The sequence below is a fragment of the Tolypothrix bouteillei VB521301 genome (genome assembly GCF_000760695.4).
GTDB classification, from domain to species: Bacteria; Cyanobacteriota; Cyanobacteriia; order Cyanobacteriales; family Nostocaceae; genus Scytonema; species Scytonema bouteillei_A.
In genome coordinates, this window is sequence record NZ_JHEG04000001.1 from 7,894,695 (window position 1) to 7,908,781 (window position 14,087).

The window sequence follows — 14,087 nt, forward strand, 5'->3', positions numbered from 1 at the left end:
CTTCGTGGGGAACCCAATGCCCCCCGTTGAGGCGACTGCTCTGCTCTGGGTTCCCCCCGTTGTAGCGCCTGCCGTCCACTCTTCTAGAGTGAGGGTGTTTTGGCAAAGGTTTTATTAAGGAAATTACATAATTTTCAGTCCAATGTAGCCAATGATGATTTTTCCTGGTCCTAAGTCCACGGAAAAGTGAAGTCGCCAAGCCCCTGGTGTCATGCGAACGTGCAAACTGAAAACACGCTCGTTGCCATCAGGACATTTAAAAGTTAATTCCTTTTTCAATCGCTTCAGCCTTGAGTCACTTTCCGGAGAAACCTTGCAAGGAAGACTGTCCATATCAAATACTCCATCTGTCCAGTTTTTGCAGGTTTCTTCCATTTCAAACAAACGCTTTATGACTTGCCGTAGTATTGGGTTACCACTGTTAAGGCTTTGTACTTGCTTATAGACATCATCGCAAAATACAAGATTTGGGAAGAGATCCTCTCTTAAATTCCAAATATCTAATCCGTCCAGAACTGTGGTACGAATACGGTATTTAAACCATTCACTATGTTTTTGTATGTGCTCTTTACAACTAGCATGAACGATTTTTACAACCTCATCAATCAACTCTCCATCTTCATCTATCCTTCTAAATTCTAAATTTACGTATCTGCAATTCCACTTCTCGTCTGAAAGTAAGCTGACTGATATTGTGTCAAGAATATGAGCAACTCCAAGTCCAATAACTTGCTCTCCTTGATAGCAAAATTCAGATAAACCTATGTTATTCTCAATGTTCAAAATCGCTGAATTTATGAGATCTGTTGAAAAAGGGCTTTTAGTTGCAAGAGTTTTGATAAAACCTCGCTCTATTTGGTCTACTTCTTTATCATTCAGCCAGCGGCGAAGAGGGTAATTAGGCGCAAGTAAGGTAGTATGAAAATCATCCTTAGTGCGAAGACTTACCTTTATCCCTCTATCCTTGATTGCCTTTATAGTGCTAATAAAATTAGACATCCATTGTCGTGCTATTGCTTCATTAGGTGCAGGATTTTGTAAAGACAATTCATTTAATATGACATCAAAATCCACGTCTCATTCTCCTGCTGGTTCTAACAATGCATCCAAGCTTTTTTCCCACTCGTCAAAGAAGCCATCTGGCCATTTGTCAATTCGTCCGTTTCTATCAATTCTTGGTGAAACGACTTCAGTAAAGGCTAGTCCCTCTTTTTCTCGACGTTGAAAGTAGTGCAACTGAACATCTTCAGGAGCAAGCTTACCGCTATGAACAGCAAGACGAATGCCATTTAAAACATGATCGCTATGAGTTTCAATTACTGCTTGAACACCACAACTAGCTGCAAGCGCCAGTAACTCCCCCATCTTTGCTTGTCCTTTTGGATGCAGATGTGCTTCTGGATTCTCAATTAAAATTAATGTACCAGGTTCAGATGCCAGTATAGCTACAATAATAGGTAAGGTATATGTAATTCCGAAACCAACGTTGGTCGCTCGGTGAGGGTTTCCCAATCCATAAGAATATTGAAAGCTTACCAAATCCATATCTGGGTTCGATTGAATCTCTATGCGTGTTCCTGGGCTTACTTCTCCTATCCATGCCTCCACTTGATCTCTCAAATTAAGTGACTTGGCTAAGGAATGGCTCAAACGAGAGATGGGAATCTCTTTGTCCCTATATACTGAAAGAAAATGAGCAGTATACTCACCTCTACTTCCTATTTGTTGATGTTGCCGTACTTGATAATCTGATATTTCAAAGTATGTGCGAGGTCCAACACGTTCTGCTTGAAGATAATGGAAGTTATCATTGAAAAGATTTGATTTATAAACATCAAGAGGGGCTGGTTCTGAGGTTAGAGTTAGGACATCTCCGGCTGGATTATAATTAAAAACCCATATTCCCTTCTTGCCGTCTTCCCAAATCAGTTCAAAACTAATAGAATCGTCTTGTGCTCCTTGGAAGAGAGCATCTTGAGCTGTACCAATACAGACCAGTTCACCGTTAAGAGCTAACCCTCTCATTGGTAATAAATCTTGTTGGTATGCTTGGCGTAGCAGACCAAATGCTTGAAGAACAGAAGATTTGCCAGTACTGTTAAGACCAGAAAGTAATGTAAGATTTCTGAAATGAAGAAATTGCTCTTCAAAAGGTTTGAAGTTTTTTAAGCGGATCGAACAAATCATAACAATACTTCTTGGATTAATTGTTCAATTATTCTAAACCTATACTTGACTTTGGTAATACTATCAGTTCCTTGAGAAATCGATCCCATAAATTCTTTATCATTATCCATGATATCGATAAATCTATCTATTAAATCTTCTTTTCGCTCTTTTAAATTATAAATTTGTTGCTCTTGAAGATGACTGAGATTGACTGCCCAAGCATCAAACAATGCTTTATTAATGGGATTTTTTTGAGTAAGTTTATCTTTTGAACGTTTGCGAAAAGCATATTCACCGAAAATGTCAAATGCTACTTTCATTGCTCGTATAAAATTTTGTTCTAACAAATTTATCTCTTGCTGAGACATTTGATTTATACTAGACATTGTTTCATTCAGAAAAACGTCTAAACTTTTAGCTTGATAATTATTATATGGAGTAAGCATAAAAGCTAAAAATCGAAGGACAAAATTTCGATCTTCCATACGAAGATATTTTCGAGTTTTTGTCTTTTGAAGACCTGTTACTAGCTTGAACTCTGCTGAATCTGCAAGTTTAGCCAAAAGGTTGGCTGCTTGTCCTTGATTCAAAGCATGACGGATTTCTTGTAGTGATAGCGGTAACCCACCAGTATTAATACGTTTGAAAATGTTAAATTTGACTTCGGGAGGTGTACCTTTTTCGATTAAATAAACTGTAATGACAGTCTCTTTAATTCGACGTTGATAGTGTCGGGGTAGCTCATTATAATTTTTATTTTTTAAATTAGTAAGAAACTCTAGCCCTTTTAATCTGAGATCGTTATCAATAACAAATCTCTTAATAGCTGTTAAGCGTTGCAGGCCATCTATGACTAACCATTTATCATCATCTGTTGCATCCAAATAAAAAGCAGGTAGTGGAATCCGGATAAGAATAGATTCTATAAGCCTACTTTTAGAAATATCCGTCCAAATGTCAGCGTGACGTTGAAAATCAGGAGTTAAATTAATTTCTTCATATTTAATTCTATCAAGAACAAGATCGATAGTCATTGGTCTAGTATCTACTCTAATTTGTGTAGGATCAAATGGTTCAGTAATTTCCTCTTCTTGGTCAATATCTGTGTCTTCTTCAAAATCCATGTTCTCATCAAAAAGCTCTGGATTGGATGTTTGGGTCTTAATCACAAAGGTAACTCCTTTAGTATTAACACTTACTAGTCTCTCATAATGAAAAACAAAGAGATCAAAATCATACAAGTTGAATTTGCTTATAAGACTTAGTTATTCTAGCAATTTTGTTAATAAACAGATACCCTCAGAATTAATTGTGGATTATATTTCACCCTTATAAAGACGCGCCATAGCGCGTCTCTACATCATTTTTGGAGATGTTTAGTATATAGCCTTACTTAGATACAACTAAATTCACTGTGGCTACATAAATGTTGCCCACCTGCGTGGGCTCTAGGTTTTAGCCCACGCAGGTGGGCTTTGTTTGTATAGCCCCACTCTTCTAGAGTGAGGGTGTTTTGGCAAAGGTTTTATTAAGGAAATTACATAATCTCATATACAAAAGCAGCTAGTTATTCTAGCTGCTCTACTAAAAAATCTATTGACCAGTTTACTTAGATACAACTAAATTCACTGGCGCAACTCCTGCCAAATCCAAAATTTGTGGAATCAAATCTTCACGCTTCACTGCCATCATGTGAACTCCATGACACAATTGACGCGCTACTTGCACTTGTTCGGCTGCAATTTTCATCCCTTCTTCTAAAGGTTTTTTAGCTTTTGCCAATCGATCGATGATGTCTTGGGGAATATTTACACCCGGTACGCATCGATTGATAAATTGAGCGTTCTTAGCTGATTTTAAAAGAAAAATTCCAGCTAAAATCGGTTTGTTACAACCACCAGCTATTTGATCCATAAACTTTTCCAGCCGTTCAAAATCTGTAATTAACTGACTTTGAAAGAATTGCGCTCCTGCTTCTAGTTTGCGATCAAATCGGCTTTGCAATCCGGACCAACTGTTACATTGCGGGTCAACAGCTGCACCGGGAAATAAGTTTAGCGCTCCATCTGTTAAAGGTTGCTCGTTGCAATCAACACCGTGATTGAGTTTCTGTATCATTTGTAGCAAGCGTATTGACTCTAAATCAAAAACTCCTTTGGCTTCTGGGTGGTCTCCTGCTTTCACGGGGTCACCAGTCAAAGCGAGGATATTATGAATACCCAAAGCGTGAGCACCCATAAGGTCGGCTTGCAAACCAATCCGGTTGCGATCGCGACACGCAATCTGACAAATCGGCTCAATTCCATTCTGTAACAAAATAGCTGATGCCACAAGCGAAGACATCCGCAGCACAGCACGGCTACCATCTGTGATGTTGACGGCATGAACCCTCCCCTTAAGGGTCGCCGCCATTTCAATCATATGTGTTGGATCTCCCCCTTTAGGAGGCGCAACCTCAGCAGTCACGAGAAACTCCCCCGCTTGTGCGGCTGCGCGAAATGAACTTAAGGGAGTGGTTGTCAAGATGTTGTGCATAAAAATTGGAAGAGGTTAATTTTAGACCTTAGATGTACAGTCCATCTAAAATCTAAAATTAAATATGTAAAACTGCTACAGTGGTAATGAGTAACCCATGGCTTTCTTAACCTGTGTAACTGTTTCGTTGGCAGCAGATTCAGCTTTCTGCTTGCCTTCGCGCAATACGGACTCAAGGTAGCCTTTATCATCAACTATTGCGCGGTACTTATCCTGAATGGGTTTCAACGCTGCATTGACCACATCCGTAAACAAAGGCTTAAATTGCCCCCAGCCCATATCCCGACATTCAGCCGCAACCTCTTCCTTGGTCTTGCCAGAAAGCAGCATATACAGCGTTAACAAATTGTTACTTTCAGGACGTTCTGGATTATCAAACTCCAAACCTCGAACTGGATCTGTTTTACACCGCTTAATTTTCTTGGCAATCTCATCAGGAGAATCTAACAGATTAATCCGGCTCAATTCTGATGGATCGGACTTTGACATTTTCTTTGTACCATCTGTCAAACTCATGACCCTAGCGCCTTCTTTACGGATTAAGGGTTCTGGTAACTTCAGCACGGGACGATCCGGTTTGGCAAACAAGTGGTTAAATCGGTTGACAATATCCCGTGTCAATTCCAAATGTTGCTTTTGGTCCTCACCGACTGGAACTTTATCTGTTTGGTAGAGTAAAATATCGGAAGCCATTAACACTGGGTAGTCTAACAAACCCGTATTAACGTTTTCTCCCTGCTTCACTGCCTTTTCTTTAAACTGAATCATATCTTCCAGCCAGTTTAGGGGAGTGATACAGTTAAGCAACCAAGTCAGTTCGCTATGGGCAGATACGTGAGATTGTATAAAGATAGTAGAGTGGCTTAGATCGATACCACACGCAAGATAGAGAGCTGCGATCGTGTAGCTATCTGATGCCAGGGTTGCTGGATTGTGCGGTGCTGTGATGGCATGTAAATCTACCACACAAAAGAAATTATCGTACTGGTTTTGGATTTCCACCCAGTTATTGATAGCACCTAAGTAGTTACCCAAATGTAGATTGCCCGTAGGTTGAACGCCAGAAAAGACTCGTTGCTTGTTGCTCATGAATTTTACTTTAGTTAGTAGTTAGTGGTTAGCGGTTAGTGGAAGCATAAATAGCAACTAACGACTAACCACTAACAATTAGTTTACAAAAATAGACAAAACGTAAGCTCTTTTGAAGCAAAGTAGCAGTAACCTAAAGTTTAAGTATTTTGAACACTCCGAGGTGTGTGCTCTATGAAAGCTTTACTCCTCTGGCCAATAATGCCTAATTCTTTCTGGTCTTACCAGGAAACACTCAAGTTGTCAGGTTTACGCACTACAAATCCGCCCTTGGGCTTAATTACAGTAGCTGCATTGTTGCCTGCTGATTGGGAAATTCGGTTGGTAGACCGTAATATCCGTCTGGAGACAGATGATGATTGGGCATGGTGCGATCTGGTGATTATCTCTGCAATGATAATCCAAAAACAGGATTTTCAGGAATTGATTCAAAAAGGAATTGCGTTAGGTAAAAAAGTTGCAGTTGGCGGACCATTCCCCACATCAGTACCGGAATTTGCTCTGGAAGCAGGAGCTAATTATCTTATTTTGGATGAAGGGGAATGCACTATTCCCATGTTTTTGCAAGCTTTAGCACGGGGAGACGAAGGGGGAATTTTCCGCGCTACAGAAAAACCGGATGTGACGCAAACTCCCATAGCCCGCTTTGACTTACTGGATTTAAACGCGTACCTAGCCATTACCGTACAGTTTTCACGCGGTTGTCCTTTTCAGTGCGAGTTTTGCGACATCATCAACTTGTATGGACGTAAGCCCCGTACAAAAACACCAGAACAGATGCTGAGGGAGTTTCAAGTCCTCTACGATCTGGGTTGGCGGCGGTATGTGTTTGTTGTAGATGACAATTTTATTGGGAACAAACGCAACGCTAAAGTATTTTTGCGATCGCTTATCCCTTGGATGGAACAACACAATTATCCTTTTATCTTGGTCACAGAAGCTTCTTTGAACTTGGCAGAAGACGATGAACTCATTGAGTTAATGGTGAAAGCTGGTTTCACTGTTGTATTCATGGGTATTGAAACACCAGATACAGATAGCCTATTGGGCATTCACAAAGTTCAGAACACGCGTCAAAGTTTAGTTGAGTCATGCCATAAAATTACGCGAGCAGGATTGCAGATCATGTCTGGTTTCATTATGGGCTTTGACAACGAACGTCCTGGTGCAGGTAAAAGGATTCGGGAGTTTATCGAAGAGACAGGAATTCCCCAAGGACAATTTAGCTTGCTACAAGCATTGCAAAATACTGCTATGTGGAACCGCTTGCAGCAAGAAGGACGACTGCTGGATGGGTTGGGGACATTTCATCAAGGTGCAATTATGAATTTTGTACCAACACGCCCAGTCGAAGAAATTACTGAGGAATACATCGACGCGTTTTGGTCTATTTACGAACCCATGCCCTATCTCAAACGAACTTTCCGTCACATGATGATGATGAAGGGCTGGCGTGGAAAAACCAATCGTCCGATAACATGGCCTGAAATCCGCTTATTTGCAGCATTGTGCTGGCGTCAGGGTGTAGTGCGTTCTACAAGGTTTAGGTATTGGTGGCAATTAATAGCGATCGCTCTTGCCAAACCCCGTCTTATCTATGATTATTTAACAGCTTTAGGTATTGGAGAGCACTTTTTTACCTACAGACATCAAGTTAAAGCGCAGTTACAGGCGCAGCTAGCTGCATTACGCCGTGCAAAGGAGACACACCAGAAGGAAAAAAGTTATGAGCTAAAAACGGTTTAGCATGGAAAGTGCTCTGTATTTTTAGCTGATTGACTTGTACTGACTGACATGGGAATTTCAATAAGAAATTCTGTCCCCTTTCCAAGAACAGAATTGCAACTCAATTTGCCACCGTGCGTTTCTTCAACAATTTGCCGAGCGATCGCCAATCCCAACCCCGTTCCTTTTCCCACAGCTTTCGTAGTAAATAAATGGTCAAATATCTTCTGTCTGACTGATTCACTCATCCCCTTGCCATTATCAGCAATAGCAATTTTAACCAGATTATTTTCTACTAAAGTTGTAACAGTAATTTGGTTGGGTTGAGCTTTAGTTTCTTCAAGATTCTGTCCGCGATTCGACTCCTCTAATGCATCAATAGCATTAGCTAAAATATTCATAAATACCTGATTTAATTGTCCTGGAAAACATTCAATTTGAGGTAAATTACCGTAGTGAGTCACGACTTCAATGGCAGGACGGTATTCGTTAGCTTTGAGACGGTGTTTGAGAATGAGAAGAGTGCTATCAATGCCTTCATGAATGTAAAACGGTACTTTGTAATCTTTATCGGCACGGGAAAAAGTACGTAAACTGGTGCTGATATTTTTGAGCCTGTCGCATGCTACAGTCATGGAATCAAGCATTTTGGGCAAGTCTTCTAAGCTATATTCCAAGTCGATTTCTGATTCGTGGTTGAGAATTTCTTCACTCTTGTTCGGTAAAGTTTTTTGATAGAGTTTCAAGTGTTCCACAATATCGACGAAGGTAGGTTTAGCTTGTTTGAGACTGGCAAAAATAAAACCTAAAGGATTATTCATTTCGTGAGCAACACCAGCAACTAAGTTACCCAAAGCAGACATTTTCTCACTTTGGATGATGTGTAATTGTGCTTGTTGCAGGTTTTGTAAAGCAGTTTCTAGTTGTTGGGCATATTCCTGAGAACGTTCATAAAGTCGAGCATTTTCTAAAGAAATAGCAGCTTGAGAGCAGAGTAAGTTGAGCAGTTCGACGCGATCGCTTGTGAAAGCTCCCATTGCTAAATTATTTTCTAGATATAAAATGCCCATCAACTTCCCCTGATGCAAAATCGGGCTACATAAGATACTTTTAGGTTGCTGACGAACAATATAGGAGTCGTCGGCTAAGGTAGGATCTGCTGTCGCATCCACCAGGACAACCGTCTGCTTGTTGTTCTTGACTTTGTAAATCAGCTTCAGGGGAATGTCTTGGCTATCTTCAACCGGAAGTTGCTGCAATACGACGGGGTGTGTTTCCCCGTTCATTGAGCCTTTGATTAGCAAGCGGTTGTCTCGCAAGAGCATTAACACGCATTTATCAGCCCCTGCATTTTCAATGACGATAGAAAGTAACGATGAAAACAGTTTTTCGAGTTCGATTTCACCTGAAAGAGTCTGGGAAGCTTTGAGAGTAGCTTTTAAATCTAGGATATCTGAGAGATTGTTGCTAGAAGTGCCCGAACTAGTGGATGTAACACTCCCCAAGACAAAGGTAGTTTCGTTAGTGTAAAGGGGAGAACAAGTTTCCTGTAACAGAATGGGGACAAGCAGTTGGGGATAGCGTTTTTCCAAGTCAGTGACTTTGGCTTTTGCTTCCCAACGGACATAGCCATAGTAGGCTTGAGTCATATACTCCTGAGCAATGCGATCCTTACCCCATTCCAAGTAAAACTTTGCTGCTAGTTCGTTGGCAAGTGCTTCAATATGGGTAAAGTGATTTTCTTTGGCTGCGGTAATAGCGCGATCGTAACAGACGATCGCATCTACGTAGTTACCTGAAACTCTCGCCATTTCAGCCGCCAGCAACAGTGATTGATGCAAAAAGTTCTCAGGACAGGTTTGCGTCCAGGTTTCTAGAAGTTTTCGCTGCTGCAGCATCACATCCCAGTAGTGCTGTTGATTCTCTGGTGTTGCTTGAGGATAAAGCGCGGCTAAACTAAGCGGGTAATAAAAGTGGAATAAAATGATGGGAAAAAGACCAAGATTAGAAGCTAGCGTTTTTTCAGCAATATGAGCGACTTCCAGGGCTTCGGCATAGCGACCATACAAGTACAATAGTTGGATTTTTAAGAAGCAATACCAATTGATACCACTTTCAAAATTATTCTTCTGCCAAACATCAAGGCAAACAATGTCCCGCTCTGTACCATTAACTAGGAGATCCGGTTCTTCCAACAAACCTTGCAGGTGTAAGAGAAATTGCCGCTGTAAGGTAAATCCATGCGACATATTCACATTATTTACTTGTTGCACGTAGCTCAAGTATTTCTCGGTTTCGGCATACACCTCTGATAGGCGATCGCCTTTCAACAACATCGTCCAAATAATACAGACTACTGCCCAAATGCCAAACCCAATGTCACCCGTTTCATAACTGGCTTGAAGGGTTTGTTGGTAAACTGTCACGTTTTTAACCAGGGGTCTGTTGTAGGGATTGATTGTATGACCAAAAACGTTATTGGTTTTGGGAATGAACTTGATGCTATTGAATTGACGATCGAGCTTTCGTCCCAACCTACCAAACTCATACGCATTTCGATAGTCTCCTTGAATCGCGAGCATCATCCCATACAAGCAGTAAGCACAGCCCGAACTTTCGGTATTGCCATAGATTAATGAAGTATGAAGCATTAAGAGGATGCTCAAAATTGTAAGCAGTTGTTTGCCACCAACATAAGCAGCTCCCCATAGATCGGGGAGGATTGACATACATACTTTCTTTGCTGGATCGGTCATCACAGGCAGATCGAATAGATCGGCGGGTTGCACGGTTTCTAGTTTGTCCTGGATCTCCTTGAGTGTGGTTTCGATCAGCGCTTGCTGACCTTCATCGGTTGCTGGGATGTTCATTCCCAAAACACTCAAGCCACTCAGTGCAGCCTCATGACTGGCAGGTAAATTCTCGCCGTGATTGGATCTTAGAGCTAGTTGAAGGCCATAAATCTCTGCTAGATCGAATTTATTTTTGGCATACTGTAATGCTCGCTCGAAGAGCCATTCTGCTTTGTCAATGCTCCCTGTGATATATTCGCACTCTGCACATTCCCGATACAACTTAAATGTAAGGTCGTAAGCAGTTTCCCAACTATCTTTGGGAAGTATTTCAATCCCGATCGTGCAGTATTTAACTGCTGCTTTATAAGCTGTAGAAACTTTTGCTTTTTTGCCAGCGATCAGATTCAACTGAGCTAACTCATATCGCTCGGCGATACAATGGATCAAATCGATTCCATTGTTCAACTGATTGGTAATATCAAAAACTTTGAGTTCTACGGTTTCAGGTGCCGTATTTTGCAACAGCAATTGCCCAATTTTAAGATGAGTGGCTTGCTGTTGGTCATCGGGAATCAGGGAGTAAGCGGCTTGCTGAACGCGATCGTGCAAAAAGCGGTAGGTGGGATTCACCGTATTCTCTGCCTCAAACTGTTCCGCACCTTGAAAAAACTTGTAAATCTGACTTGTGGGTAAAACCAAGCCTTCCTGCAAGGCTTTCCACAATGCTGTCGCTGCATCGGTTGGTGATTCTTCTGAAACAATCGCCAATGTTTCCAGATCGAACTGCGCCCCCACACAAGCAGCTAACTTGAGTATCTCTTGAGTGGTTTGTGGCAACTTTTGTAATTGCAGCGCCATAAACTGAACCACATCATCAGTAAGCGAGAGCGATCGCACTGCTATCATATCGCACTGCCAGTGTCCTATATTGAAGTCATAGACAATGCAGCCTTCATGATGCAAGGCTTTCAGAAACTGCGTGACAAAGAAGGGGTTGCCTTTGGTTTTTTGATAAACTAACTCTGTCAGTGGTTGTGCTAAAACTTTTGAACAGCTGAGGGTATCGGCAACCAAATCATTGATGTGAGATTGACTTAACGGAGCTAGGGTGAGAGTGCTGATAGTTGCTGAGGCTTTCTTTATCTCTTCAAGTGTCAGCATTAGGGGATGAGCGGGAAAGACTTCGTTATCTCGATATGCCCCAATCATTAGCAAATAGCCCACTGCATTTTGGCTCATCAACACTTGCACCAAGTTTAGTGAAGCTGAATCTGCCCACTGCAAGTCATCGAGGAACATGACTAACGGATGTTCTGCTGTGGTGAAGATGGCAATGAATTTCTGAAAGAGCAAGTTGAAGCGGTTCTGTGCAGCACTGCCATTCAGTTCTGGGGCTACGGGTTGTTTGCCAATAATCTGTTCGAGTTCGGGGATGACTTCAATGAGGACTTGTCCGTTCTCACCCAAAGTACAGAGGATTTTGTCTTTCCACTGTGCTAGCTGAGTATCATTTTCACTCAAGAGTTGTCCCATCAAGTGCCGAAAGGCTTGTACAAAGGCACTGAAGGGAATGTTACGGTTAAACTGGTCGTATTTTCCTTTGATGAAGTAACCGCGTTGCTGCACAATGGGTTTATGAACTTCGTTGATAACGGCGGTTTTGCCAATCCCGGAAAAGCCCGCAACTAGCATCATTTCTGTTGCACCAAGGCTGACTCTTTTAAAGGCTTGGAGCAGACTTGATGCTTCAGTTTCTCGTCCGTAAAGTTTGTCAGGGATAATGAAGCGATCGCAAACATCTCTCCGTGCAATTTCAAAGTCTTCGACCTTACCGTCAACTTGCAGCTGATGCAAACATTTTTCTAAATCAAACTTCAGTCCTAATGCACTTTGATATCTATCTTCAGCATTCTTTGCCATCAATTTACTAACAATTTTTGAGAGCACAGATGGAATTTTTGAATTAATTTTATCTACCAAGGGTGCGGTTTTAGCAATATGACAATGCACCAATTCCATTGCCTCATGTGCTGTAAATGGCAATTTTCCTGTCAGTAATTCGTAGAAAGTAACACCCAAAGAATAAAAATCTGTGCGATAATCTATCCCGCGATTCATTCTTCCCGTTTGTTCTGGAGAGATATAATTCAGCGTCCCTTCTATTACATTAGGATTGACAAGAGTTTGGGTTTCTCTCGGGAGTAGAGAAGCGATACTAAAATCAATTAATTTGACTTGTTTGGTTTCGGGGTTAATTAAAATATTGCTGGGTTTTATATCTTTGTGTATAATGCGCTCTTGATAGAGTAAATTTAAGGTATGGCATAAGGCGATCGCTACTTGTAAAAATTCCCTTAACGAGAGTGTTACTTCCCCTTCCCTAATCCAGTCTTTTAAAGAAATCGCGCCGTAATCTTCCATCACCAACCCATAGCTATTTTGATAAGGTTCTAGGTTATAAGTTTGGACAATGAAGGGTGAGTTAAGATTTTTGGCAATGGTATACTGATTGCGAAATTGTACTAGTTCATTGAAGCTGGGATAAGGATTTTTCAGCAGTTTAATGACTACAGGTAATGAGTCTATCTCTCGATATCCTCGATAAACTAGAGTTCTCGAACCATTGTAGATTTCTTCAGTTATGTTGTATCCGGGAATTCTTACAAGAGTGTCAGCCATACTGCTTTATCATGATTTCTGAATTTAGTTTTCCCACATTGGTAACATCTGTTTAGTATTAATTGCTAAATTTTGTTAAAGTTCTAGTAATAGTTGCTTGTGGTTGAAGAAGTAGAGCCTGCTTATAGACTGCAAAATTACAAAAAAAGGAACAGGGAACGCCTGTAGGAAATCGCGTGGCTGAGAACTTCGATCGCTCTTGGGGATTGCCACAAACTGAATTAGAAAATGATATCTATCATCTTTAAATAGTTCGACGATCTTGCAGTAGAATTATTATTCTTCTATAACTAAGTACAGCTTTAAAAAACGACTTAAGCGTTAAATTATTTCATTCGTAGACCCCTCCAAGGAAGATAAGACATGAACAAAGCTGCGATTAGCTTGGATCTAGAAAAAGTGACGGAAGACCACGCCGAGATGCTGTACTCACATCTAAGTGACCCTATTTTATATGAATATTTAGAAGATGAGATACCGACTCTCTCGGATTTGAAGCACAAGTTCAAGTTTGCTGCACTGGAAAAATCACCTGATAACGATACTATGACTTGGCTCAAGTGGGCGGCGGTACTTCCCCAACGCCAGTTTGTTGGAGTTGTCGAGATAGGTATTTTCGATGACGCTTACGCAGAAATTGGTCTCATGACTTTTGCAAACTTTCAGAAACGGGGGTATGCGCCTGCTTACTGCTCAAAAGCGATCGCCCTTGCTCGCGAGCGCTTTGACTTTCCTGCTCTTTATGCTTCGGTGAACGAGCAAAACTATGGTTGTCGTAAGGTGCTTGAGAATCTTGATTTTGAGCTATATAGCGTTAATAAGACCGCAGAGTTTGTCAAAGGTAAATTTTCTGATGAACTTATTTACCGTTTGACCTTTTTGAAACCCAACTGAGCCAGAAGCGATCTCCCGACTGCAACAAATAATCTTTCTTTTTCAAGATAATGCCATTAAGCCATGTGCTGTCATATAAACGGCGCATAACCGTGATAATACCAGTTCTATATGAAGTTGCGCTTAAAATTCCCTCACATTGGAAATGTGGGGCTATACAAACAAAGCCCGCCTGCGCGGGCTAAATTTTAAGTTTGCTGC

Annotated in this window: 8 protein-coding genes; 2 read left to right on the plus strand and 6 right to left on the minus strand. The window is 41.1% G+C overall.

Translation table 11 applies throughout. The annotated features are described in order from the left end of the window. Positions 1 to 123: 123 nt before the first annotated feature. The 5 genes from HC643_RS32400 to trpS form a co-directional block, all read right to left on the minus strand. Positions 124 to 1,074 carry a hypothetical protein gene (locus tag HC643_RS32400; RefSeq protein WP_038079962.1) on the minus strand — a complete coding sequence of 317 codons (951 nt, stop codon included), beginning with the start codon at positions 1,072 to 1,074 and terminating at the stop codon, positions 124 to 126. Between the two features lie 3 nt (positions 1,075 to 1,077). Beyond that, positions 1,078 to 2,187 (minus strand): AAA family ATPase, encoded by a 1,110-nt coding sequence (locus HC643_RS32405; RefSeq protein WP_038079964.1) that lies wholly within the window; start codon positions 2,185 to 2,187, stop codon positions 1,078 to 1,080. Continuing rightward, positions 2,184 to 3,338, minus strand: coding sequence for a DUF262 domain-containing protein (locus tag HC643_RS32410; RefSeq protein ID WP_038079993.1), 1,155 nt, complete (start codon positions 3,336 to 3,338; stop codon positions 2,184 to 2,186). The genes HC643_RS32405 and HC643_RS32410 overlap by 4 nt, the downstream gene beginning before the upstream one ends. Positions 3,339 to 3,774: 436 nt before the next feature. Continuing rightward, on the minus strand, positions 3,775 to 4,704 hold the full coding sequence (locus tag HC643_RS32415; protein ID WP_038079966.1) for a methylenetetrahydrofolate reductase: 930 nt from the start codon (positions 4,702 to 4,704) through the stop codon (positions 3,775 to 3,777). Positions 4,705 to 4,779: 75 nt separating this feature from the next. Continuing rightward, positions 4,780 to 5,793: a tryptophan--tRNA ligase gene (gene trpS, locus HC643_RS32420; RefSeq protein ID WP_038079976.1), complete on the minus strand. Its 1,014-nt coding sequence runs from the start codon at positions 5,791 to 5,793 to the stop codon at positions 4,780 to 4,782. A 174-nt stretch (positions 5,794 to 5,967) separates the two neighbouring features. Here trpS and HC643_RS32425 point away from each other — a divergent pair, with 174 nt between their 5' ends. After that, entirely contained in the window at positions 5,968 to 7,539 is a 1,572-nt protein-coding gene (locus HC643_RS32425) for a B12-binding domain-containing radical SAM protein (RefSeq protein ID WP_038079977.1), read from the plus strand. On the opposite strand, the gene HC643_RS32430 is transcribed toward HC643_RS32425, so the two are convergent. Continuing rightward, entirely contained in the window at positions 7,536 to 12,992 is a 5,457-nt protein-coding gene (locus HC643_RS32430) for a trifunctional serine/threonine-protein kinase/ATP-binding protein/sensor histidine kinase (protein WP_167844789.1), read from the minus strand. The genes HC643_RS32425 and HC643_RS32430 overlap by 4 nt on opposite strands. Before the next feature lie 363 nt (positions 12,993 to 13,355). Between HC643_RS32430 and HC643_RS32435 the strand changes: the two genes are divergently transcribed. Beyond that, positions 13,356 to 13,886 carry a GNAT family N-acetyltransferase gene (locus tag HC643_RS32435; protein WP_038079984.1) on the plus strand — a complete coding sequence of 177 codons (531 nt, stop codon included), beginning with the start codon at positions 13,356 to 13,358 and terminating at the stop codon, positions 13,884 to 13,886. The last annotated feature ends 201 nt before the right edge of the window (positions 13,887 to 14,087 follow it).